Origin of the sequence: Symbiopectobacterium purcellii (genome assembly GCF_019797845.1) — a bacterium.
Taxonomy (GTDB): domain Bacteria; phylum Pseudomonadota; class Gammaproteobacteria; order Enterobacterales; family Enterobacteriaceae; genus Symbiopectobacterium; species Symbiopectobacterium purcellii.
In genome coordinates, this window is the sequence record NZ_CP081864.1 from 1,043,362 (window position 1) to 1,066,179 (window position 22,818).

The 22,818-nt window shown below is 56.0% G+C and carries 21 protein-coding genes and 1 riboswitch; of the genes, 9 read left to right on the top strand and 12 right to left on the bottom strand.

What is annotated here, in order from left to right; genetic code table 11:
• Positions 1-100: 100 nt before the first annotated feature.
• Entirely contained in the window at positions 101-1,024 is a 924-nt protein-coding gene (gene panS, locus K6K13_RS04930) for a ketopantoate/pantoate/pantothenate transporter PanS (protein ID WP_222159785.1), read from the bottom strand.
• 82 nt (positions 1,025-1,106) lie between these two features.
• Positions 1,107-2,465: a lysine-sensitive aspartokinase 3 gene (gene lysC / locus K6K13_RS04935; RefSeq protein ID WP_222159786.1), complete on the bottom strand. Its 1,359-nt coding sequence runs from the start codon at positions 2,463-2,465 to the stop codon at positions 1,107-1,109.
• Positions 2,466-2,597: 132 nt separating this feature from the next.
• A riboswitch (Lysine riboswitch) is annotated at positions 2,598-2,805 on the bottom strand.
• Between the two features lie 347 nt (positions 2,806-3,152).
• Here lysC and pgi point away from each other — a divergent pair.
• Positions 3,153-4,802 carry a glucose-6-phosphate isomerase gene (pgi, locus tag K6K13_RS04940; RefSeq protein ID WP_222159787.1) on the top strand — a complete coding sequence of 550 codons (1,650 nt, stop codon included), beginning with the start codon at positions 3,153-3,155 and terminating at the stop codon, positions 4,800-4,802.
• 57 nt (positions 4,803-4,859) lie between these two features.
• Complete coding sequence (locus K6K13_RS04945; protein WP_222159788.1) at positions 4,860-5,201, top strand: DUF4156 domain-containing protein; 342 nt, start codon at positions 4,860-4,862, stop codon at positions 5,199-5,201.
• Between the two features lie 54 nt (positions 5,202-5,255).
• Here the strand turns inward: K6K13_RS04945 and epmB are convergent, their stop codons facing one another.
• Positions 5,256-6,287 (bottom strand): EF-P beta-lysylation protein EpmB, encoded by a 1,032-nt coding sequence (gene epmB, locus K6K13_RS04950; RefSeq protein WP_222159789.1) that lies wholly within the window; start codon positions 6,285-6,287, stop codon positions 5,256-5,258.
• A 40-nt stretch (positions 6,288-6,327) separates the two neighbouring features.
• Between epmB and efp the strand changes: the two genes are divergently transcribed.
• Positions 6,328-6,894 (top strand): elongation factor P, encoded by a 567-nt coding sequence (gene efp / locus K6K13_RS04955; RefSeq protein WP_222159790.1) that lies wholly within the window; start codon positions 6,328-6,330, stop codon positions 6,892-6,894.
• Positions 6,895-7,038: 144 nt separating this feature from the next.
• Here efp and K6K13_RS04960 read toward each other — a convergent pair whose 3' ends face one another.
• Positions 7,039-7,926, bottom strand: coding sequence for a LysR family transcriptional regulator (locus K6K13_RS04960; protein ID WP_222159791.1), 888 nt, complete (start codon positions 7,924-7,926; stop codon positions 7,039-7,041).
• 128 nt (positions 7,927-8,054) lie between these two features.
• On the opposite strand from K6K13_RS04960, the gene K6K13_RS04965 reads away from it, so the two are divergent.
• Together K6K13_RS04965 and K6K13_RS04970 are read left to right on the top strand one after the other, a co-directional pair.
• Positions 8,055-9,248: a serine hydrolase domain-containing protein gene (locus tag K6K13_RS04965; protein ID WP_252120424.1), complete on the top strand. Its 1,194-nt coding sequence runs from the start codon at positions 8,055-8,057 to the stop codon at positions 9,246-9,248.
• Complete coding sequence (locus K6K13_RS04970; RefSeq protein WP_222159793.1) at positions 9,245-10,417, top strand: MFS transporter; 1,173 nt, start codon at positions 9,245-9,247, stop codon at positions 10,415-10,417. The genes K6K13_RS04965 and K6K13_RS04970 overlap by 4 nt, the downstream gene beginning before the upstream one ends.
• Positions 10,418-10,449: 32 nt before the next feature.
• On the opposite strand, the gene K6K13_RS04975 is transcribed toward K6K13_RS04970, so the two are convergent.
• Together K6K13_RS04975 and K6K13_RS04980 are read right to left on the bottom strand one after the other, a co-directional pair.
• The gene (locus tag K6K13_RS04975; protein ID WP_222159794.1) at positions 10,450-11,388 is read right to left on the bottom strand and encodes a DMT family transporter; all 939 of its coding nucleotides are present in this window, start codon (positions 11,386-11,388) and stop codon (positions 10,450-10,452) included.
• 73 nt (positions 11,389-11,461) lie between these two features.
• Positions 11,462-11,947 carry an SRPBCC domain-containing protein gene (locus tag K6K13_RS04980; protein ID WP_222159795.1) on the bottom strand — a complete coding sequence of 162 codons (486 nt, stop codon included), beginning with the start codon at positions 11,945-11,947 and terminating at the stop codon, positions 11,462-11,464.
• A gap of 167 nt (positions 11,948-12,114) precedes the next feature.
• Between K6K13_RS04980 and K6K13_RS04985 the strand changes: the two genes are divergently transcribed.
• Together K6K13_RS04985 and K6K13_RS04990 are read left to right on the top strand one after the other, a co-directional pair.
• Positions 12,115-12,246, top strand: a complete 132-nt coding sequence (locus K6K13_RS04985) for an entericidin A/B family lipoprotein (protein ID WP_195316105.1) — start codon at positions 12,115-12,117, stop codon at positions 12,244-12,246.
• Positions 12,247-12,411: 165 nt separating this feature from the next.
• Complete coding sequence (locus tag K6K13_RS04990) at positions 12,412-12,765, top strand: DMT family protein (RefSeq protein ID WP_222159796.1); 354 nt, start codon at positions 12,412-12,414, stop codon at positions 12,763-12,765.
• Positions 12,766-12,823: 58 nt separating this feature from the next.
• On the opposite strand, the gene K6K13_RS04995 is transcribed toward K6K13_RS04990, so the two are convergent.
• A complete protein-coding gene (locus tag K6K13_RS04995) occupies positions 12,824-13,270 on the bottom strand; it encodes a winged helix-turn-helix transcriptional regulator (RefSeq protein ID WP_222159797.1) in 447 nt (148 codons plus the stop codon).
• Between the two features lie 110 nt (positions 13,271-13,380).
• Between K6K13_RS04995 and K6K13_RS05000 the strand changes: the two genes are divergently transcribed.
• Positions 13,381-14,607, top strand: a complete 1,227-nt coding sequence (locus tag K6K13_RS05000) for an MFS transporter (protein ID WP_252120492.1) — start codon at positions 13,381-13,383, stop codon at positions 14,605-14,607.
• A 49-nt stretch (positions 14,608-14,656) separates the two neighbouring features.
• On the opposite strand, the gene frdD is transcribed toward K6K13_RS05000, so the two are convergent.
• Genes frdD through frdA form a run of 4 tightly spaced genes read right to left on the bottom strand, consistent with a single transcriptional unit; the run spans position 14,657 to position 17,962 of the window.
• Positions 14,657-15,013, bottom strand: coding sequence for a fumarate reductase subunit FrdD (gene frdD, locus K6K13_RS05005; RefSeq protein WP_222159798.1), 357 nt, complete (start codon positions 15,011-15,013; stop codon positions 14,657-14,659).
• A gap of 15 nt (positions 15,014-15,028) precedes the next feature.
• Entirely contained in the window at positions 15,029-15,424 is a 396-nt protein-coding gene (gene frdC, locus K6K13_RS05010) for a fumarate reductase subunit FrdC (RefSeq protein WP_222159799.1), read from the bottom strand.
• Positions 15,425-15,435: 11 nt separating this feature from the next.
• A complete protein-coding gene (locus tag K6K13_RS05015) occupies positions 15,436-16,173 on the bottom strand; it encodes a succinate dehydrogenase/fumarate reductase iron-sulfur subunit (protein ID WP_222159800.1) in 738 nt (245 codons plus the stop codon).
• Positions 16,166-17,962, bottom strand: coding sequence for a fumarate reductase (quinol) flavoprotein subunit (gene frdA, locus K6K13_RS05020; protein WP_222159801.1), 1,797 nt, complete (start codon positions 17,960-17,962; stop codon positions 16,166-16,168). Before frdA ends, K6K13_RS05015 begins: the two co-directional genes overlap by 8 nt.
• A gap of 485 nt (positions 17,963-18,447) precedes the next feature.
• On the opposite strand from frdA, the gene epmA reads away from it, so the two are divergent.
• A complete protein-coding gene (gene epmA, locus K6K13_RS05025) occupies positions 18,448-19,425 on the top strand; it encodes an elongation factor P--(R)-beta-lysine ligase (RefSeq protein WP_222159802.1) in 978 nt (325 codons plus the stop codon).
• Positions 19,426-19,494: 69 nt separating this feature from the next.
• On the opposite strand, the gene mscM is transcribed toward epmA, so the two are convergent.
• Positions 19,495-22,812 carry a miniconductance mechanosensitive channel MscM gene (mscM, locus tag K6K13_RS05030; protein WP_252120425.1) on the bottom strand — a complete coding sequence of 1,106 codons (3,318 nt, stop codon included), beginning with the start codon at positions 22,810-22,812 and terminating at the stop codon, positions 19,495-19,497.
• Positions 22,813-22,818: the final 6 nt, after the last annotated feature.

Below are 22,818 nucleotides of genomic sequence, written 5' to 3' on the forward strand. Positions count from 1 at the left end.
ATATGCCTGAACAGGCTCTCGTTAACCGGTGCGTAAATGATTTCCCTCATTTATTTAACATCCCCACCGACGCGCTTTCGCGCGCCGGTGGGGCGACGGGTTACTGCTTCTCTTTTTCCAACGCTTTTCCTGACCAGTAGCCCGCCAGCAGCGAGCCGGAAAGGTTATGCCAAACCGAGAACAGCGCGCCGGGCAGGGCGGCGAGCGGCGAGAAGTACATCTTGCCCAGCGTGGCGGCAAGGCCGGAGTTTTGCATGCCGACTTCGATAGCCAACGTGCGGCAGGTAGACTCGTCAAAGCCGAACAGTCTGCCCCCCCAATACCCGCCCAGTAAGCCAATGCCGTTGTGCAGGATAACGGCAATGATCACCATAAAACCGACGGATGCGATATGGCTCTGGCTGCCTGCGACCACGGCGCTGATAATCGCCAGAATAAACACCATCGACAGCATTGGCAGATAGGGCTCGATGCGCTTTACCACACCGCTGAACAGGTGGTGAACAATCAAACCTGCGCCGATCGGGATCACCACGATCTTTAGGATGCTGAGCAACATGCCCATCACGTCCACGCTGATGGCGGCATCCACATACAATCGGGTCAGCAGCGGTGTGGCAAACACGCCAACCAGCGTCGAGATGGATGAAATGGTGACTGACAGGGCGACATCGCCTTTAGACAGGTAGATCATCACGTTTGATGCCGTGCCGCTGGCAACGCTGCCCACCAGCACCATACCTGCCGAGAGGTCAGGCGGCATGTTAAACGCACGCGCCAACACCCAGGCGGCGAGCGGCATCACCAGGTAGTGAAGGAATATCCCGGCGGCAACCGGAGCAGGACGCGTCAGCACCCGCTTAAAATCCCCGATATGCAGGGTCACGCCCATGGCGAACATGATGAGCATTAGCAGCGTGCTGATATGGGGGCTGATGCCGGTAAAGGTGTCTGGTGAGGCATAGGCCGCCACGGAGAGTAAAACGGCCCATAACGGAAACAGCCGAGTCAGTATAGCGAGCATGAAATGTCTATCCTTATCACGATGAGGGGCCAGATAAAAAAACCGGCTAAAGCGCCGGTTTTTTGGGTGCAATGGCAGGGCGTTATTCAAACAGGCTGTGGTGCAGCGTCTGCACCACGCGCTCCGCGTCGTTGCCTGGCACCAGGAAACACAGGTTATGACTGCTGGCGCCGTAGCAAATCAGGCGAATGTTAAACGGATCCAGCACGCCAAACACCTCTTTGCCGACGCCGCATGCCTGAGAAAGCTGATTGCCGATCAGCGCGACCAGCGACAGGTTTTCTTCCACTTCGACGCGGCACAGGGAAGAGAGCTCGGTCAGCATGGCGCTGGAGAGCAGGCCGTCACCCGCAGAGGTGGAACCGGTGGTGTCCAGCGTCAGCGCAACGTTCACTTCCGAGGTCGTTATCAGATCCACCGAAATATTGTGGCGTGCCAGAATGCTGAACACCTCTGCCAGAAAGCCGCGTGCATGCAGCATGTTCAGGCTATGCAAGGTGAGCAGCGTTTGTTTACGGCGCAGTGCCAGTGCGCGGAACAGCGGCGGATTTTCTGTCTTATTGCACACCAGGGTGCCACCAGCAGACGGGTCCTTGCTGGAGCCCACGAACACCGGAATATCGCTGCGCACGGCGGGTAACAGCGTAGCGGGGTGTAGCACCTTGGCGCCAAACGTCGCCATTTCCGCCGCTTCTTCAAAGGTGATCTGGTCGATACGGTGCGCCGTAGGCACCACGCGAGGATCGGTCGTGTAGATGCCGGGAACGTCAGTCCAGATATCGATGCGGTCAACGTTCAAGGCTTCGCCCAGCAGCGCGGCGGTGTAATCGCTGCCGCCGCGGCCCAGCGTCGTGGTGCGCCCTTTGGCCTCACTGCCGATAAACCCTTGAGTAATGATCAGGCTTTCTGCCAGACGCGGCTGCAACTGGCTGCGCGTCAATGCACCCAGCGTGTCGCAATCCGGCTCTGCGCGGCCAAAGCGATCGTTGGTACGCATGATTTTACGCACATCGAACCATTCGGCGCTGATGTGGCGTTCGCGCAGGATCTCAACGAACAGCAGCGTTGACATCAATTCGCCGTGGCTGACCAACTCATCGGTCAAGGCGTTAGAAGTGGCGAGCGCTGCGGCTTCAGAGAGGCGCGACACGTTTTCCAGCATGCGATCGATCTCTTCACGGATCACGTGCGGATGGCTCAGACGATCGATAATGGCATATTGGATGTGACGAATTTTTGCCAGATGGGCATCGCGCTGTTCTTGCGCCACGCCTTCCGCTAAGGCAACCAGCAGATTAGTGATGCCGGCAGAGGCGGAAAGCACGACAACGCGCACCGCAGGATCGGCCAACACAATATCCGCACTGCGGTTCATGGCGTCGAAATCGGCTACGCTGGTGCCGCCAAATTTAGCGATTCTCAGAGAAGTGGTGGTAGACATAACTAAAAAAACCTCGTGTCAGGGGCGCTGTGGCGATAGTTGTCGCACATCAGCCGTCCATAAAATCAGCCTTGGCACAAGGAGAGAGCGGTAAGCAGGGAGCAGGCGTAGATAAGTAAGCGTCACTACGGTACACCCAGAAGCGCTCCACCTTGCTGAACGTGCAGTTTGCATTGATAGCTTGCACGTTGCTGGTGACAACCCAGAGGATTCAGCCCCTGTAGTCGATGATGACATTCTCGTATTGCCCATCATCTCGGCACCGCTCCCCCTGGTTTATCGTCACTGGATTTACGGATCCTCGGATAAATTACCTGGGCGGTGCTCCTCTTCTGGCTTATGCAACCGCCTTCGGCGTGGCTGCATAAGTTCACGCTTACAAATAACGGGTTATCTTGCGGCTGTCAACCCGCAAACGCGTTGTTGATGCGTAATATACCCTAAATAATTCGCGTTGCAGGAAGGCGGTAAGTGAAGGACAAATCTGTCTGGAACAGATTTGAACGCCGCGTGCGGCGGCCTCGTCAGAGGTGAGGCCCAGGGATGGGCCGAATAACGAGCGCGGCCAACGCCTCTGCAACGTGAAGTAATGACGGGTATAGCAAGAAAAGGGAGCGCAACGGGTGATTTAAGGGATACAATCGATTCAGCCTTAGCGATTTTATTATCGGAGACAAGAGTGTTGTTATGAAAAATATCAATCCCAGCCAAACTGCCGCATGGCGCGCTCTGCAACAGCATTTTTCCACGATGGAACAGGTGAAAATCAGCGAACTATTTGCAGAGGACCCGGATCGTTTCTCACGCTTTTCCGCCACGTTTGATGACCTGATGCTGGTGGACTACTCCAAGAACCGTATTACTCAGGAAACGCTGGATAAGTTGCTGAGCTTGGCGCGCGAAACCCAGTTGAGCGAGGCTATTGCCTCGATGTTCTCTGGTGAGAAAATTAACCGCACCGAAGATCGCGCCGTTCTGCACGTTGCGCTGCGTAACCGTAGCAACACACCGATTGTGGTGGACGGCAAAGATGTGATGCCAGAGGTCAATGCGGTATTGCAGAAGATGAAAGGCTTTAGCGAGCGTATCATCAGCGGTAGCTGGAAAGGCTATACCGGCAAAGCGATCACCGATGTGGTGAATATCGGCATCGGCGGTTCAGATCTCGGCCCCTTCATGGTGACGGAAGCGCTACGGCCGTTCAAGAACCACCTTAACATGCACTTTGTGTCCAACGTCGACGGCACGCATATCGCTGAAACCCTGAAAACGCTGAACCCGGAAACCACGCTGGTGCTGGTGGCCTCAAAAACCTTCACCACGCAGGAAACCATGACCAACGCCCATTCGGCGCGCGACTGGTTCCTGAAAACCGCGCAGGATGAGCAGCATATTGCCAAGCATTTCGCCGCCCTTTCCACCAATGCCAGCGCGGTCAGCGCGTTCGGTATTGATACTGCCAATATGTTTGAATTCTGGGATTGGGTTGGCGGACGCTACTCGCTGTGGTCTGCTATCGGCTTGTCGATTATCCTCTCCATCGGTTTTGATAACTTTGAGCAATTGCTGAGTGGCGCGCACGCCATGGATCAGCATTTTGCCACTACGCCTATCGAGAAAAACCTGCCGGTGCTGTTGGCGCTGATCGGGATCTGGTACAACAATTTCTTTGGCGCGGAAACCGAAGCGATCCTACCTTACGATCAGTACATGCACCGTTTTGCGGCCTACTTCCAGCAGGGCAACATGGAGTCCAACGGTAAGTATGTCGATCGCGACGGCAATCCGGTGACTTACCAAACCGGGCCGATTATCTGGGGCGAACCAGGCACTAACGGGCAGCATGCGTTTTATCAGTTGATTCACCAAGGGACCAAATTGGTGCCGTGTGATTTCATCGCACCGGCCGTGAGCCACAACCCGCTCGGCGATCATCACGGTAAGCTGCTCTCCAACTTCTTTGCCCAGACCGAAGCGTTGGCATTTGGTAAATCCCGTGAGGTGGTGGACGCCGAGTTTGCCGCGCAGGGAAAAACGGCGCAGCAGGTTGAGCATGTGGCACCGTTCAAAGTGTTTGAAGGTAATCGCCCAACCAACTCCATCCTGTTGCGTGAAATAACGCCTTACAGCCTGGGCGCGCTTATCGCGCTGTATGAACACAAGATTTTCACCCAGGGTGCGATTCTGAACATCTATACTTTCGATCAGTGGGGCGTCGAGTTGGGCAAACAGCTGGCCAATCGCATTTTGCCGGAATTGGAAAATGACCAGCCGATAAGCAGCCACGACAGTTCGACCAACGGTTTGATTAACCGCTTTAAAAACTGGCGCGCCTGAGTCGTGGACGCCGATCGGGGGGATATCCCCCCTTTTGTCACCAACATGGAGGGACGTATGCAGAAACGTGCTTTACTGGGCATCGCCGTGGCGGTTTTACTGGCAGGATGCAGCACCAGCACAGAATTGAGTTCAGCCGGGCAGTCGGTCAAGTTTACCGATAAGCAACCCGGCAGCGAATGTCGTCTGGTGGGTCAGGTGACAGGCGCACAGTCCACCTGGTTAACGGGTCACGATGAAGGCAACGCGCAGCGCGATGCAGCCAACGATCTGCGTAACAAGGCGGCGGCGCTCGGCGGCAACGTTATCTATGGTGCCACCAGTTCCAGCGAAAGCTTCTGGTCGAGCTTCGCACCGCTGGATAGCAAGCTGGTCGGGCAGGTTTATCACTGCCCCTAAGCGACAGGCTGTCACAGGCGGATGATTGCAGAGCCCGCCTGTGAAGGCTTTCTGTTAGCTGTGCTTCAGCAACTGCAAATCCAGCAGCGTTTTGCTGGCCTCCCCGCCAATCTCGCGCGTTAAACGCGGCACCAGATAACCGGAGACCTGCGACAGCAGTTTTTTCATGATGTCGCGTGCTTCCTCATCGCTCACCAGAAAATGCGCCGCGCCTTGCACTTTGTCCAGCACGTGCAGGTAGTAGGGCAGTACGCCCGCGTTAAACAGCGCGTTGCTCAGCGCGGCAAGCGTCGAGGCGTTATCATTCACGCCGCGCAGCAATACGCTTTGATTCAGCAGCGTAACGCCAGCCTGACGCAAACGTGCCATACTTTCACGCAGTTCGCTGTCTATTTCGTTGGCATGATTGATATGCGTCACCAGCAGCACGCGAAGACGCGTTTGCGATAAGCGCTGACACAGCGCTTCGGTAATTCGCGCCGGGATCACTACAGGCAACCGGCTGTGAATACGAAGGCGTTGCACGTGGGGAATGGTTTCCAGCTCGCTGATAAGCCAGTCCAGTTCATGATCTTTCGCCATCAACGGATCGCCACCGGAGAAAATAATTTCATCCAGTTCAGGATGCTGACGAATGTAGTCCAGCGCCTGACGCCAGTTGCTCTTGTTGCCCTGGTTGTCCTGATAGGGAAAGTGGCGACGGAAGCAATAGCGGCAGTTGACCGCGCAGCCGCCTTTGACCAGCAACAACGCGCGATTGTGGTATTTATGCAGTAATCCAGGCACCACGCTGTGCTGTTCATCGAGCGGATCGACGCTGAATCCGGGGGTTACCTCGAACTCGTCCTGCGCGGTCAGCACTTGCAGCAATAGCGGATCGAGAGGGTCCCCTTTGCGCATCCGCGCGGCAAAGGACCAGGGTACGCGCAGCGGGAATAGCGCACGGGCTTCTGCCCCTTTGCGTAGCTCAGGGTGGTTATCCAGCGCCAAAAAGTGCAAAAGTTGGAGAGGATCGGTAATGACATCCGCAAGTTGATGCAACCAATCTTCTCTGGGATGGGGTTTTAGGGTTACAATGTGTGCCATTTTTTGGCTGAGTACCAGTATCAAATAGTAGAGGGCCTTTATGGCGACTTATTTTAGCAACGATTTTCGTTCCGGTCTTAAAATCATGTTTGAAGGCGAGCCTTACGCTGTCGAATCCAGTGAATTCGTTAAGCCAGGTAAAGGGCAGGCTTTCGCGCGCGTGAAAATGCGCCGTTTGCTGACCGGCAAACTGATTGAAAAAACCTTCAAATCCACCGACAGCGCCGAGGGTGCTGATGTGGTCGATATGAACCTGACCTACCTGTATAACGACGGTGAGTTCTGGCATTTCATGAACAATGAAACGTTTGAACAACTGGCCGCTGATTCCAAAGCTGTTGGCGACAACGCCAAATGGCTGCTGGATCAGGCTGAATGTATCGTTACGTTGTGGAACGGCCAACCGATTACGGTAACGCCGCCAAACTTCGTGGAACTGGAGATCGTGGAAACCGATCCGGGTCTGAAGGGCGATACAGCAGGGACTGGCGGTAAGCCGGCAACCTTGACCACTGGTGCCGTGGTAAAAGTGCCGTTGTTTGTTCAGATTGGCGAAGTGATCAAAGTGGATACGCGTTCTGGCGAATACGTCTCCCGCGTGAAATAAGCACTTCCCTGCCAAAAAACACCGTCGGCTTTGGCTGGCGGTTTTTTTTGTCCCGCATCCTGCCTACGTGAACGTTTGCAGCCTGTTCTGTGCCGATCTCTGCTTTATCATCGGAAGCGCACCTTCAGACAGTAAGGCGAACGCTTACGAACCGGGAAACACCCGTTCGCTCAGAAAGTCTACCAGTACGCGCACCTTGGGCGACGGATGCTTGCTCGCGGGCCACAGCACGTGAAAAACGCCGGTGCGCTCCACATAATCGACCAGGATGGGTTGTAACCGGCCACTGGCCAGCAGGTCGCGGATAGAGAAGTCCGGCAGATAGGCGATGCCCAACCCTTGCAGCGCGAAGCATACGCGCGTCTCTATGTTGTTGCAGATCATCGCCGTAGGCAGTTGCAACGGCGGTTCTCCGGGGGCAAGCCGTAGCGCCCACGGTTCCAGCTTGCCGCTGTGGGGAAAGCGATAGTGCAGGCAACTGTGTCGCAGCAGGTCGGCAGGCACCTGCGGTGTGCCCTGCCGCGCCAGATAGTCGGGAGAGGCGACCAGTAACGAGCGGAAGGCACCAAGCCGACGAGCGGTGAGACGCGAGTCATGTGGCTCACCGGTGCGCACCACCGCATCAAAGCCTTCTTCGATCACATTGACGATCTGATCGGTGAAATCGAGATCTAACACGATCTCTGGATAAGTATGCATAAATTCACTGAGCACTGGCAGTACCAGCGAGCTGACCAGTGGTAGGCTCACTCGCAAGCGCCCGCGCGGTGCGCTGCTGGCCTGTAGATCCAACTCTGCGGCTTCGATCTCGGCCAGAATGCGCCGACAGCGTTCCAGAAACAGGGTGCCCTCAGCCGTTAGGGTGATGTTACGCGTGCTGCGATGGAACAGGCGCACACCCAGTTTTTGTTCCAGACGTGCCACGCTCTTGCCGATGGCCGAGGCTGACACCCCCAGCAGCCGTCCCGCAGCCACAAAGCTGCGCGTTTCCGCCACCTGTACGAACACCACAAAGCCGTTAAGGCTGTCCATATCGCTCTCCCATTGCGGACATTTTATTCCGCATAGCAAGGAACTGTATCCATCTTTTTCTTGAGTCACAAGTTCTCTATCGTCAAGGCATGCCTGATTTAACAACCGATGATTTCAAGGACTTTACCGTGACGATTCCTCTCTTTCCCCAGCGCTCAGGCATTCCCTCTGCGCCTCTCTCCACCCGCATTCAGGCTGTTATCCAGCAAGCGCTAGATAGCCATCGACTGGTGGGTAGCGTTGTCTTAGTGGCGCACCATGGTGCGTTGATTTACCAGCAGGCGGCCGGATGGGCCGATCGTGAACACGCACAACCGATGGCGTTGGACACCATCTTTCGGCTGGCATCAGTGAGTAAACCCATCGTATCGACGGCGGCGCTGGTGCTGGTGGCTCAGGGAAAACTCGGTCTGGATGACGATATCTCTGGTTGGCTGCCCGAATTTCAGCCTCGGTTGGCGGATGGATCCACCGTGCCGATCACAGTGCGGCAGTTGCTCAGCCACACCGCAGGACTGAGCTACCGCTTCTTCGAAGCCGATGCCTACGGTCCCTATGCGCAGGCTGGCGTATCGGATGGTATGGATGCTTCCGGCATCACGCTGGATGAGAATGTGCGTCGCCTCGCCAGCGTGCCGCTGCTGTATGCGCCGGGCAGCGCCTGGGGGTACTCGCTGGCGACGGATGTACTGGGCGCCTTGATTGCGCGTGTCCACGGCACATCACTGGACAAGGCGGTATGTGAACTCGTGACCGGCCCGCTGGGCATGGTGGATACCGGCTTCGTCGTGGACAATGCGCAACGCGTGGCGACGGCCTATGTGAACGATACAACGCAACCCCATCGGTTAGCTGAAGGCGAAACCGTTTCTGCCTTTGAGGGCGCTGTCGGTATTACGTATAGCCCGGCGCGTATCTTCGATGTTGAAGCCTTTCCTTCAGGCGGCGCAGGCATGGCGGGTACCGCCAGAGATCTCCTTTACCTGCTCGAAACCCTGCGTCAGGGCGGCGGTGCGCTATTGCCTGATGCCCTGATTGAGGAGATGGGCCGTGACCAAACCCACGGACTGGAACTGATCAATGCGCCGGGGTTCGGTTTTGGCTTGGGATTCTCTGTGTTACGCGATCCCCGGTTGGCGGATTCGCCAGAATCACCGGGAACCTGGCGTTGGGGGGGCGCTTACGGCCATGCCTGGTTTGTGGATCATGCGCGGGGTCTGAGCGTTGTGGCATTTACCAATACGCTGTACGAAGGCATGTCGGGCCGTTTCGTGACCGATCTGCGTGATGCGGTGTACGGGGCGCTGGAGGAAGCACAATGACATCCCGTCAACCGGAGCGCTTACCGCTGGCCTCACTGTTGGCATTGGCCACGGCAGCGTTCATCACTATTCTGACCGAAGCCTTGCCGGCGGGGCTATTACCGCAAATGGCACAAGGCCTTGCGGTGTCTGAAGCCTGGGTGGGCCAGACCGTTACCTTCTATGCCATCGGTTCACTGGTTGCCGCTATCCCGCTGACGGCGACCACGCAAGGTATGCGGCGGCGTCCGTTACTGTTGTCGGCCCTTGCAGGCTTCGCGATTGCCAATACCGTCACCACATTCTCCGGCAGCTACCTCCTGACGATGGTGGCCCGCTTTCTGGCGGGCGTCTCCGCCGGGCTATTGTGGGCATTGCTGGCCGGTTACGCCGCACGTATGGTACCGGACCACCAGAAGGGACGCGCTATTGCGATCGCTATGGTCGGTACGCCCTTGGCGCTGTCGCTCGGCGTGCCAGCAGGAACGTTTTTAGGCCAACTGGTGGGCTGGCGAATGTGTTTCGGCCTCATGAGCGTATTGGCGTTACTGCTAATGCTGTGGGTGCGTGTTCAGGTTCCCGATTTTGCCGGGCAGCCCGTGGGCAAACGGTTGTCGTTAGGCGCGGTGTTTGTCATGGCCGGGGTGCGTCCGGTGCTGTTTGTGGTGTTGGCCTTTGTGTTGGCGCACAACATCCTTTACACCTATATTGCTCCGTTTTTGGCGGCGGCAGGCATGGCCGAACGCACGGACGTGATACTGCTGGTGTTTGGCGTTGCTTCGTTGCTGGGTATCTGGATCGTTGGCGTGCTGATTGACCGGCACCTGCGGGCGTTGACGTTGATCAGCACGCTATTGTTCGGTCTGTCTGCGCTGGCGCTTGGCGTGGCCAGTGATAGGCCTATCGTGGTGTATATGGCCGTGGCAGCGTGGGGGCTGGCATTCGGCGGTGCGGCAACGCTGTTTCAAACCGCCATCGCCAACACTGCCGGAGAGGCGGCTGATGTGGCGCAATCGATGCTGGTGACGGCTTGGAACCTGGCGATCGCGGGCGGCGGTATTCTTGGCGGACTGTTGCTGGACCGTCTGGGCGTTGCGGCGTTCTCTCCGGCGCTTTTGGTGCTGCTAACGGCTACGCTGATCGTGGCGTGGGCTGCCCGGCAGCAGGGTTTCCGCGCGATGCCGTGTTAACACGTCAGTTGGACCGGCACCCTCAGCCACTGTCAGACCCCTTCGCGCTCTGTGCTACAGGGAGGCACTTTCTTGCGGCGTAGCCACTGTGCAGGTTTCAGTTCGCTGATCAGCACCCCGATAACAATCAGCGCGGTACCCACCATCGCTAAGCCGGGCAAACGGTCACCGGCAAGGCGACCGACAATGCCCGCCCACACCGGTTCGCTGGCGTAGATGACGGTGGCGCGCGTGGGGGATACCGCTTTTTGCGCCCAGTTCATGGTCAGTTGAATCACAATGCTGGCGGCACCAAGGCCGATGCCGCCCAGCAGCCAAGCCCAAGAGAAGGCGGGCAGCGCTTCACCGGTCACCGGCATCAGCAGCAGTGATAGCAGTCCCGCCGTCAGCAACTGTACGGTGGTCACGCGGCGCACATCGACTTTCCCGGCGAAATGGCCGATAAGAATGATTTCGGCCGCAATCGCCAGCGCACTGAGCAGCGTGGCCCATTCGCCCCGACTCATGCTGAGATGACCCGCGTCGGGTCCTGCCAACAGCATCAGGCCGACAAACGCGAAAATAATCCCCACCACGCTCATGACGCCGGGGCGTCGCCGTAGCACCAGCCATTGCAGCAGTGGTACCAGAGGGACATACAGCGCGGTAATAAACGCCGATTGACTGCTGGAGATCGTTTGCAAGCCATAGGTTTGTAAACCATAGCCCAGCAGGATACTCGCCCCGATGGCAAAACCCGCATAGCATTCTTGACGCGTCAGCCCCGCTAATGCGCGCCGAAAGACCAGAAGGCTGATGACTCCGGCCGTGGTAAAGCGCAGCCCAACAAAAAATAGCGGACCACTGTGCTGCATGGCCAGATGAACCACTAAAAAGGTGGTGCCCCACACCAGTGTGATCAGGATCAGCGCCCACTCCTGGGGTTTGATGCCCAGTATGGGGTGGGGGATGGCAGAGACGTCACGTTGCATTACAGGTTCAGACAAAAGAGATCAGCGTTCCATCATAGGGGGAATGTCGTCGATAAGCCACCCCCCTCGCCGTCTAGCGTAGTGTACAGGCGACCTCCTCCAATTGGCTGATGGCTGTGTTCCATCCTTCAAAAAAACCTGATTTTTCATGCTGTTCACGCGTTGTTTCGTCCTGATGGATAACCTGAACGGTACAGCAACTGCCCAGCGCGTAGTCCGACAACGAAATGAGCGTGGTAAAGGCCAATGGCGGGATGGCAGGCCGCCAGCCTGCGGTTAGCATCGACGTGAACACGATACGGGCGTGGGGAATCACCTCCAAAAAACACCCGATATGCTCACTGCGATCGTCGTCCGGCCCCTGAACTCGGGTATGGAATGCCCCGCCGGGTTGCAGGTCGAGGGCGATAACGTCAGTCGTTCCCGGTTTGGGGTTCCACCAGACTTTGAGCCATTCAGGGTCTGACCAGGCACGCCATATTGCATGTCGTGGGGCATCCAGCACTCGGGTAATGACGAGATTGCGGGTATCCGCAGGTTGGGGGATTGACAATGTCATGGCGTGGCTCCTGATAAGCGTGAGTGCCAGTGTGCCGCCTATTCTCGGTAACACCGGAACAAAAAACGCTTATCGCGGCAGGATTGACTACGCTTACTGAAGGCGATGGCGATCGCCTTGATAGTATTACTTTCCCTTTTACCTCTCCCTTGAGAAGGAAAATAACCATGTTCAAGAAAAGCGTGCTTATTCTTGCCTCATTGCTGATGCTCTCCGCGTTGACCGCGTGCAATACCACCCGTGGTATTGGTCAGGATGTCGAAGCGGGTGGGAAAGCCATTCAACGCAGTGCGCAGTAGTAAACGGTCCGAACATTGCACTACAGGGTGATGAAAGGACGCTGAGCGGCGCCATCCTATAGACACCTGCGCGCCGCAGTGATATATCCGTGATCTTTCTGCACGCCACTCTGGTGGGCGGCAGAAAGCGGGTATTTTGCGTAGCGGAATGGATGGAGAAGTACGATGTCGCCGTTGTTTATTACTGTAGGCATGCTGACCCTGAGCAATGTGTTTATGACGTTCGCCTGGTATGGCCATTTGCGTTATTTCAGTGGACGTACCTGGCTGATTGCCGCGCTGGTCAGTTGGGGAATCGCGTTGTTTGAATACCTGTTGCAGGTGCCGGCCAACCGCATCGGCTATCAGGTAGCCTCTGCGGGGCAACTGAAGATTTTGCAGGAGGTGATCAGCCTGACGGTGTTTATTCCGTTTTCAATGATCATTCTGAAAGAGCCGTTCCGTACCGATTTCATCTGGGCCGGTCTCTGCTTGTTGGGCGCGGTGTTTTTCATGTTCAAAGATAAAATTTTGGGATAATTGTTGCTGTATTTCCCCTATCGCTATGGCTGGCTGGTGTAACCAGCCATGCCTGACCTTAGGCTAATTTCCTCACTACCGCCGTTGCTGGCATTAACACAGAACCGTCCTCGGCATGCGGCACCATGTAGGGAATCGGGTTGCCCGTGCGTGTATCAATCAGATCTGAGTGCCGCTCACCGGGCTTGAACCGATGCTGTTCTCCCCACTGTCGTAGCGCCACTATCACCGGAAACAGCGTTTCTCCCTCAGACGTCAGCACGTACTCCTGATAAGCCGTACCGTCTGAGGCGTCCTGCATCTCGAGAATGCTTGCATTAACCAGCTTGCGCAGACGATCGGACAGGATGTTGCGCGCCACGCCCAGGCTGCGTTGAAAATCACCGAAACGGCGCACGCCATCAAAGGCATCGCGCACAATGAGCAGCGACCAGCGATCGCCAACCACATCGACGCAGCGTGCAACGGGACAAGGTTCGTTGTTTATGGTTTCACGGTTTGGCATGGCATTTCCTGGCAGTTTGGTGTGGAACAGTAATCAAGTTGCATTTTAAAACTGGATGACCTAGCATTCAATCGGTTTCATTTTGCAACTTGATTGTGTGGCATTACATGATGAAGCGTTCTCTCACATCACCATTGAGTCAAAACAGTTTGCGGGCCCAGCCTGCTGACATGCCCCGTAGCCTGATAGTGCTGTTCGCTATTGCCAGTGGCTTAAGCGTGGCAAATGTCTACTACGCCCAGCCTCTTCTGGATGCGCTGTCGGCGGATTTTGGTATCAGCCAGGCCACGGTCGGCGGTGTGGTCACTGCGACCCAGATAGGCTGTGCCCTGGCACTGTTACTGTTGGTGCCATTAGGCGATCGCGTTGAGCGTCGTCGCTTGATGATCATGCAACTTATGGCGCTGGTGACAGCCTTGCTGATCGTTAGCATGGCATCGTCCACTCCGGTGCTGCTGATGGGGATGCTGGCGATTGGACTGCTGGGAACCGCGATGACACAGGGGCTGATTGCTTATGCGGCCAGCGCCGCCGCCTCCCATGAACGGGGGCGCGTTGTTGGCGCCACACAGGGTGGCGTGTTTATTGGTCTGTTGCTGGCGCGGGTGTTTGCGGGAGGAGTAAGCGATCTTGCTGGTTGGCGAGGTGTTTACTGCGGAGCGGCGGCGTTGATGGTAGCGACAGCGTTACCGCTATGGTTACGGTTACCGGCTTTGCCTCCCTCACCGCAGCGCATCCGCTATCCGCAACTGATTGCGTCGATGTTGACGCTACTGCAGCAGGATAAGCTGCTGCAAGTCCGTGGCATGTTGGCATTGCTGATGTTTGCCGCCTTCAACATCTTCTGGAGTGCGCTAGTGCTGCCCCTGAGCGCGCCGCCGTATGGGTTCTCGCATACGGTGATTGGTGCATTTGGGTTGGTGGGCGTGGCCGGCGCGCTGGCCGCCTCACATGCCGGTCAGTGGGCGGACCGGGGCTATGCCCAGCGCACCAGCGCGTTTGCGCTGCTGACATTACTGCTGGCATGGTGGCCGCTGTCGCTGATGGACACATCACTGTGGGCGTTGGTGGTGGGAATTGTTCTGCTCGATCTGGGCGGGCAGGCGCTACACGTGACCAATCAAAGCCTGATATTTCATGCCCGGCCTGAGGCACATAGCCGTTTGGTTGCGCTTTATATGCTGTTTTATGCGCTGGGCAGTGGGATGGGGGCGTTTAGTACCACCCTGACGTATGCGCATGCGGGGTGGCAGAGTGTGTGTTTGCTGGGCGCGGCTGTCAGCCTGCTGGCGCTGTTGTTATGGTGGGTGACGCGCCGGGTTGCTACGCCAAAATAAAAAAACGGCCCGCGAATGCGGGCCGTAGCAGATGACAGTGGATGGTGTGTTACAGAGTGACGACACCGATCACGGTGACGACACTCAGGATAGCCGCCAGACCGTAGAACACCCATTTCCCTGCCGGAACGTGGATTTTCAGGTCATGCATCAGGTGATGCAGACGGTGCAAACCACACCAGATAGGCAGGATGATCATCAGCAGCAAAAACAGCCGCCCGATAAGGCTATGGGAGAAAGCGGCGATGCGCTCATAGCTCAGCGCGTCGGGGAACATCCCCAGTGGCAGCAGCACCCCGACCAGCAGGATAATCACGGGTGAGAAAATGGCGGTCCACATCCCACCGGCACCGAACAGTCCCCAGAAGGGAGGCTCATCGGAACGTTTTGGTGTTGGATTAATCACGTTGTTCCCCTCCAATCAGAATAGTAACGCGATGGCGAGAATAGCCAGCGTGACGATGACGGTTACAGCCCACAGCCCTTTGATAACCGGCTCTGGCCCCATTTTTTCATCTTTAACGATGATGATGCTGGCTTTAGGGGCCAGTTCAAACCAGGATTTGGTGTGAATAGCCGCCGCTATCAGTGCGATGATGTTGAAAAGCAGCACCAGCGGGTTTTGCAGGAAGCCAACAAATCCGGCCCAGCCTTCTGCGCCGTGTTTCAATGAAAACACGCCATAGATCAACACAATGCTGAACCATACCGCGGGAGCGGCGGTCATTTCGCGCAGCATGTAAAAGCGATAGAACCCGAGCCGTTGCCACCAGCTTGCAGGCATGCTGCGAACGTATGCTTTACGCTTGGTTGTCATTGTTGCCTCCCTCATTGCGGTTTCAGCATAGCGATCATGAAGTCCTTGGCGCTTTCGACCTTACCTTGCTGGATGGCAGCGGCAGGATCGACATGCTTCGGACACACTTCTGAGCAGTAACCGACAAAGGTACAACTCCAGACACCGTTTTTACCGTTCAATTGCGGCATGCGCTCTTTCTTGCCGTGGTCGCGGTTATCCAGGTTGTAACGGTGTGCCAGCGTGATGGCTGCCGGGCCGATAAACTCAGGATTAAGCCCAAACTGCGGACACGCGGCGTAGCAGAGGCCACAGTTGATGCAGCCGGAGAACTGATGGTATTTCGCCATCTGCGCTGGGGTCTGCTTGTTGGCGCCGTCCGCCGGCGTTTTGTTGTTGCCGATGATGTAAGGCTTAATGGCTTCCAGACTCTCGATAAAGTGGGTCATATCGACCACCAGATCGCGCTCAATCGGGAAGTTGCCCAGCGCTTCCACCTTCATGCCGCTGGTGGCGTACTCGCGAAAAAAGGTTTTGCACGCCAACTTTGGCACGTTATTCACCATCATGCCGCAGGAGCCACAGATAGCCATACGGCAGGACCAACGGTAAGAGAGGTCCGGCGCCAGGTTATCTTTGATGTAACCCAGCGCATCCAGCAGGGAGGTTTCCCGGCTGTAAGGCACGTCGAACGTTTCGACGTGCGGTGCCTTGTCGGTTTCTGGGTTATAGCGCATGACTTCCATTTTCAGGGTAGCTAACTCAGCCATTCGCTTGCTCCTTCTTGCTCTTTTCCTGGGCTTCCGCTTCGGCACCGTACACGCGTTTTGCCGGTGGCAGCGTGGTGATCTTCACGTCGCCATAAGCCAGACGCGGTGCGCCGTTCGGGTTGTAATACGCCAGCGTATGCTTCAGGAAATTAACGTCATCGCGCTCAGTGCAACCTTCGTCCAGACGCTGGTGTGCGCCGCGTGATTCTTTACGGTTGATAGCAGAGTGCGCCATACATTCAGCGACATCCAGGCTGTGGCCCAGTTCGATGTTGTAGAGCAGGTCGGTGTTGAACACGCTGGAATGGTCGTGAATTTTCACGCGCTTGAAGCGCTCTTTCAGCTCAGCGAGTTTATCCACGGTTTTCTGCATCAGGTCGGTGGTGCGATAAATACCGCAACCTTCTTCCATCGACATGCCCATTTCGTCGCGGATTTTCGCCCAGCTTTCGGTGCCTTCCTGGTTCATCAGGTCATGCAGACGCTGCTCGATATCGCGCGTTTGCGCATCCAGCGCGCTACCGTTGGCGGGTGCCGTTTCTTGCGCACGGCGCACCGCGTTTTCCCCGGCCATACGACCAAACACCACCAGTTCTGCCAGTGAGTTAGAGCCAAGGCGGTTAGCACCGTGCAGGCCCACCGAAGAACATTCGCCTGCCGCAAACAGCCCTTTTATTGTGGTTTCGCAATCCTGATTGGTTTCGATGCCGCCCATGGTGTAGTGCGCCGTTGGACGAATCGGAATTGGCTCTTTCACCGGATCGACGCCGACGTAGGCTTTTGCCAGTTCGCAGATAAACGGCAGACGCTCTTTCAGCTTTTTCTCGCCCAGATGGCGCAGGTCGAGGTAAACCACGTCGCCCAACGGGGTGGACACCGTGCGGCCTGCACGCCACTCGTGCCAGAAGGCTTGTGATACCTTGTCGCGCGGACCCAGTTCCATGTATTTGTTTTTCGGCTCGCCGAGCGGCGTTTCGGGCCCCATGCCGTAATCTTGCAGATAGCGGTAGCCGTCTTTGTTGACCATGATACCGCCTTCACCGCGGCAGCCTTCGGTCATCAGAATGCCGGAGCCCGGCAGGCCGGTCGGGTGATATTGCACGAATTCCATATCGCGCAGCGCCACGCCGTGGCGGAACGCCATGCCCATGCCGTCACCGGTGACGATGCCGCCGTTGGTGTTGTAACGGTAAACGCGACCCGCGCCGCCGGTTGCCAGCACCACCGCGTTAGCGCGGATTTGCACCAGTGAACCTTCCATCATGTTGATGGCGACAAGACCACGCGCCTGACCGTCATCGACCAGAATATCCAACACAAAGTGCTCATCAAAGCGTTGGATTTGCGGGTATTTCAGTGAGGTCTGGAACAGTGTGTGCAGCATGTGGAAGCCGGTTTTGTCCGCGGCAAACCAAGTGCGCTCAATTTTCATACCGCCAAAACGACGGACGTTGACGGAACCGTCGGGTTTACGGCTCCAAGGGCAACCCCATTGTTCTAGCTGGATCATCTCCTGTGGACATTGATGAACAAAATGTTCAACGACATCTTGCTCGCAGAGCCAGTCGCCACCGGCAACGGTGTCGTGGAAGTGAAAATCAAAACTATCGTGATCCTGAGTGACTGCGGCTGAACCACCCTCGGCGGCCACGGTGTGGCTACGCATTGGGTAGACTTTTGATATCAGCGCAATTTTCAGTTGGGGATTAGCTTCAGCGGCAGCGATTGCCGCACGTAAACCAGCGCCCCCGGCCCCGATAATGGCCAAATCGGCATTAAAGGTTTGCACTGCACTCCTCCAGTTACTAAAGTTAATTAAGTTAAATTAAAAATAATATATTCGATTCGTTAATCTCTATTTCCCACCGAACGCTTTCTGTAATTCATCGATATTTAAAGCAATTCGCGGACACATATTAAGAATAGCTAAACCTATATTTTTTGTGTGGAAATGATTATACCGAATTATGAGTAGGTGAAATTTGATGTGATCCAGCATTTTGTTTTTTTTATTGTGTTTTGGTTTTGGCAATAACAGCATGATGGTTAACGCTATTGCCGGATAAATAACACTTTTATTTCTTTAATAAGGAACTGGCTCACGGTAATTGCACATAATGTTCTGAATCTCGGTATCAAAGGGCCAGTGCAGGGGACAACCCCGGGGACGAAAAGCGGCGGAAGAGACCGTGCGTGATTGTAGCGGCGTTGAATTGTTTGCAGGCGAATATGCGGGTAGACTGCATCCCCTGTTTGCGTTAGGAGTAAAGAAACATGTGCGAAGGCGCACTCTGGCAGCCCACCGCCACCATTGAAAACTTGTTGAAGCGTGCAGCCATCGTCTCTGAAATTCGGCGATTTTTCTCCGATCGCGGCGTATTGGAAGTGGAAACACCGGCCATGAGTCAGGCAACGGTGACCGATGTACACATGGTACCGTTCCAAACGCGTTTTGTCGGACCTGGCGTATCGGAAGGGATGACACTCTACCTGATGACCAGCCCTGAATACCATATGAAGCGCTTGCTCGCCGCAGGCAGCGGACCTGTCTTTCAACTGTGCCGTAGTTTCCGTAATGAAGAGTCTGGTCGATACCATAACCCTGAGTTCACCATGCTCGAGTGGTATCGCCCCCACTACGATATGTATCGTTTGATGGACGAAGTGGACGATTTATTACAGCAAGTACTGGAGTGTGAAAGCGCAGAGCGTCTCTCGTACCAGCAGGCTTTTCAGCGTCATCTGGATGTGGACCCGCTTTCTGCGGATAAGGCGCAACTGCGAGACGCGGCGGATAAGCTCGGCATGGGCGATCTTGCCAGCCGTGAAGAGGATCGCGACACGTTGCTGCAAATGTTGTTCACCTTTGGGGTGGAACCACACATCGGGCATGACAAACCGGCCTTTGTGTATCACTTCCCTGCGTCACAGGCTTCGCTTGCGGAAATCAGCTCTGAGGATCACCGGGTGGCGGAGCGCTTTGAGGCTTATTTCAAAGGTATCGAGCTGGCAAACGGTTTTCGCGAATTGACGGACAGCGATGAGCAGCGTCAGCGTTTTGAGCAGGATAACCGCAAACGAGCCGCAAACGGGCTTTCTCAGCAGCCGATTGATGAATATCTGTTGGCGGCGTTGAAACAGGGAATGCCTGCCTGTTCTGGCGTCGCGTTAGGGGTGGATCGTTTGATTATGCTGGCGTTAAAAGCAGAAACCATTGGTGAGGTGATGGCCTTCACCGTCGGGCGTTCGTAATCACCAAACACACCGTTCCTTCGCGTGCGGAGGAACGGTGATGTGGTTCCCTCTGAGGCTCTCTGCCTGTTACAACCCACCTTCCGGCCGATTGGCTGAACTCGGGCTGCGCCCATCAATCCGCACAGAACTCATCTGCACCTGGAACGGCGGGAACGGCATCTCCATGTTGTTCTCGCGGTAGGCTTCCAGAATCAGTTGGTGAATCTCATGACGCAGCGGCATACGATGCCCCATTTCTGCGGCAAAGATACGCAATTCGAAAATCTGGATACCCTGACGTAAATCCACCAGAAAGGCTTCTGGCGGCGGGTTTTCCAATACCAACGGACAGCGTTTCACCGCATTGAGCAACAGTTCAGTCACTTTCTGGCTATCGGCATCGACCGGTGCTGGAATGGTCAGCACCACGCGCGTCACCGAATCGGACAGTGACCAGTTGATAAACTGTTCGGTGATAAAGGCCTTGTTGGGCACGATGATCTCTTTTCTGTCCCAATCGGTAATGGTGGTCGCTCGGGTATTGATGCGCATAATGCTGCCAGTGAGATCGCGAATGGTCACGGTGTCGCCAATGCGGATCGGTTTTTCAAACAGAATGATCAGGCCGGAGATAAAGTTGGCGAAGATCTCCTGCAAACCAAAGCCCAGACCTACGGTCAGGGCGGCAACCAGCCATTGGAGCTGTGACCATTCAATCCCGATAAATGAGAACCCCACCAGGCAGCCAATCAGCATTAGCATGTATTTGCTAACGGTAATAATGGCATAGCCAGAACCGGGGGAGAGATCGAGGTGCTGAAGCAATGCCAGCTCAAGCAGCGCGGGCAGGTTACGCACCACCTGCGTCGTGATACTGAAAATCAGAATCGAGATTAACACCGCCCCGAGGGTAATCGGCTGTAGCTTATCGACCCCTTTCACCGTACTGGTGACTTCCCACAGATTGATGTTTTCCAAAAAGCTGAACGCGGAGTGGATTTCTGACCACAGGACAATCACCGACACCAGTGCGATCAGTGTCAGAATGGATCGCACCAGTTGCAGCGATTTGGCGCTGATGGTATCCAGATCGACCACCGGCTCTTCGATGGTGTCTGAGGTGGTTTCCACTAAGATCCCCGATTCTTCTTCACCGCGGGCACGCTGCGCCAATATTTCGGCACGCCGCTGTTTGGCTCTGTCAAACGCGATGCGTCGGCGTTGGATCAGCATCCAGCGCCGTATTACGTGGTACACCACCAGCAGGAAAAACCAGATAGCGACCGAGGTTTCCAAGCGCACCAGCAAGGCTTTCGACGTGGCCAGATAGCCAACACCCGATGCCAGCGCCGCAATCAGGGGGGCACTGATCATCAGGTTCCACAGCGCACGGTTGATGGTGTTTTCTCCTGAACCTTCCTTGTTCAGGTAGAGCGGAATACCGGCCCGTTTCAGGCTGGTGGTCACCAGGCTCAACGCCAGACACAGTAAAATAAAGCACAATCTCCCCAGCGTGCTGGAAAACTCGCGTTCGTTGAGGTTTTCAAACGTGATGATCGCCATGATCAGCGGAACAATAAAAGCGATCGACAATCGGTAGTAGCGCATGGCGCGCGCGACGCGCTCGGGTGACCAGCGTAAGTGAGCAATGAACAGCCCATTCGAATGGGCGAAGGAGGCGCTGACCATCACCAGCCACATCAGCGGGACGGTGGCGGTCACGCTGTCACCAATCGCAACGGCGATGGGGTAGGGCCAGGCGTTTTGCAAGCCGTACCCCAATGCCGCCCACAGCACGGGCAGCGGGAGTGCAATCAGTAGCGAGTAGAACAGCGTACGCAGCGTTAGCGAAAAATGATCGAGGGTGACTTTGCCGATACGGCTGCCGGCGCGTTCTAAAAAGGCGTTGTAGTGACGACGTGAACTGATACCGAAGCCGACCAAAATCAGCGCGCCCATCAGTGGGAACGCGGTTTCCCGACTGGTCACCACCATGATAACGGCTCTGCTGAGCTGCGTGAAGGTATCGAGCGAGAGCAGATGGTAAAGTGCCTGCACCACCTGTACCGGGAAGGCAAAGGAAATAGGGTTCACATCGGCAACCCAGAACAGATAGCGGTGCACCGCCTCGCGGATTTCCAGCAGCGCTTCTTCCAGTTGGCTGGTCGCTACTTTTAGCTTGGTCAGTTCAAGGATCTGCGCATCGGTGCCGGAAATCAGTGATGTGAGTAAATCACGCTGGGTACGAATTTGATCGCCAAGTACACATTGCTGACTGTTGCTGTTGGGCGTGCAGTTTTCTTGTCTCGGACGTTCTGCGGTGCGAGCGGCGCTGAGCAGGTTTTCATAGCGTAACCGTTGTACGCGTAACTGGGCCATGTCGGTGTCCAGCCGTTGCGGTTGCGGCATGTCCGGCAGGCGCGCCACCTGCGCACGCAGTGCTTCACCCAGTACGGTGGATGCCCCAATCCACTGAGCCTGCTCGCGCAACGTGCTGAGCGCTTGCCGCACTTGCTGCGTTTGGGTGGTTGCCTGACGCTGCTGTGAGGCGATCAAATCGAGATGTTGTGCCTGCTGATTCAGTTCCTGCGACAATTCGCGGTTGAGCTGTAGCTGTTCGCTGATGACTGCGGGTAAATCATCACCGCGTTCCACCAACTGCTCAGTGCGTTCGAGCACTTTCTCCGCTTCACGCTGGCGTAAACTGTTGATGCTGGAACGTAATGTTTGTAGTTGCTGGTCCAGCTTATCGTGGCGCAATTGATAGAGTTCCACGCGCAAGCGCGAGAGCTCCTGGCGATTACTGGCGGAAAGCTGGGCCAGTTCCAGCTCATCAACCCGGCTTTGGCGCAGCGCCTGCTGGGCTTGCAATAACACTAACTGCGCCTGGACCAGCGGTGTGACCGGGTTGCCTAACGATTGGATTTGACGATCGATTTCATTTAATACCCGGCTGGCTTCGGTTTGCTGTTGCGGCAGTTGGGCCAGAGAATCGATCACTTCACGCAGCCGCTCGCGTTCCTGTTGCAGTTGGCGCGATTGATCCAGCAGTTGGCTGCTGGTTTGCACCACTTTTTGCTCCAGATCGACAACCGAAAGCTTGTCGTTAACGGCGGTGGTTTTATTTTCTTCCGCCGCCAGCAGACGGCGCAGTTCCTGCGTCAGTTTGGGGAAATCGTCAATAACGTGTTGATATTGCTCTGTGCGTGCCAGCGACTCTTTGCGTTCCTGCAAGATGTTTAACGCCAGGCGAAACTGCTCGACAATATCCGCTTGATCGGGGGTATTTTTATTGGCTTCTGCCTGTTCTAACTGTTGGCGCACCAGCGCCTCGTTAGGCACAGGCGCCGCCAGCGCGGTGACAGAGAGCAGAACAGCAGCAAAGAAAATCACGAGTTGACGCACGATGGT

Excerpts from the sequence above, each read along its gene's own strand:
- K6K13_RS04975 (WP_222159794.1), bottom strand. The coding sequence starts at position 11,388 with ATGCAACGTGACGTCTCTGCCATCCCCCACCCCATACTGGGCATCAAA.
- panS (WP_222159785.1), bottom strand. The coding sequence starts at position 1,024 with ATGCTCGCTATACTGACTCGGCTGTTTCCGTTATGGGCCGTTTTACTC.
- K6K13_RS04995 (WP_222159797.1), bottom strand. The coding sequence starts at position 13,270 with ATGCCAAACCGTGAAACCATAAACAACGAACCTTGTCCCGTTGCACGC.
- pgi (WP_222159787.1), top strand. The coding sequence starts at position 3,153 with ATGAAAAATATCAATCCCAGCCAAACTGCCGCATGGCGCGCTCTGCAA.
- lysC (WP_222159786.1), bottom strand. The coding sequence starts at position 2,465 with ATGTCTACCACCACTTCTCTGAGAATCGCTAAATTTGGCGGCACCAGC.
- K6K13_RS04945 (WP_222159788.1), top strand. The coding sequence starts at position 4,860 with ATGCAGAAACGTGCTTTACTGGGCATCGCCGTGGCGGTTTTACTGGCA.
- K6K13_RS04985 (WP_195316105.1), top strand. The coding sequence starts at position 12,115 with ATGTTCAAGAAAAGCGTGCTTATTCTTGCCTCATTGCTGATGCTCTCC.
- K6K13_RS04990 (WP_222159796.1), top strand. The coding sequence starts at position 12,412 with ATGTCGCCGTTGTTTATTACTGTAGGCATGCTGACCCTGAGCAATGTG.
- efp (WP_222159790.1), top strand. The coding sequence starts at position 6,328 with ATGGCGACTTATTTTAGCAACGATTTTCGTTCCGGTCTTAAAATCATG.
- frdC (WP_222159799.1), bottom strand. The coding sequence starts at position 15,424 with ATGACAACCAAGCGTAAAGCATACGTTCGCAGCATGCCTGCAAGCTGG.
- K6K13_RS05000 (WP_252120492.1), top strand. The coding sequence starts at position 13,381 with ATGAAGCGTTCTCTCACATCACCATTGAGTCAAAACAGTTTGCGGGCC.
- K6K13_RS05015 (WP_222159800.1), bottom strand. The coding sequence starts at position 16,173 with ATGGCTGAGTTAGCTACCCTGAAAATGGAAGTCATGCGCTATAACCCA.
- K6K13_RS04970 (WP_222159793.1), top strand. The coding sequence starts at position 9,245 with ATGACATCCCGTCAACCGGAGCGCTTACCGCTGGCCTCACTGTTGGCA.
- epmA (WP_222159802.1), top strand. The coding sequence starts at position 18,448 with ATGTGCGAAGGCGCACTCTGGCAGCCCACCGCCACCATTGAAAACTTG.
- K6K13_RS04980 (WP_222159795.1), bottom strand. The coding sequence starts at position 11,947 with ATGACATTGTCAATCCCCCAACCTGCGGATACCCGCAATCTCGTCATT.
- epmB (WP_222159789.1), bottom strand. The coding sequence starts at position 6,287 with ATGGCACACATTGTAACCCTAAAACCCCATCCCAGAGAAGATTGGTTG.
- K6K13_RS04960 (WP_222159791.1), bottom strand. The coding sequence starts at position 7,926 with ATGGACAGCCTTAACGGCTTTGTGGTGTTCGTACAGGTGGCGGAAACG.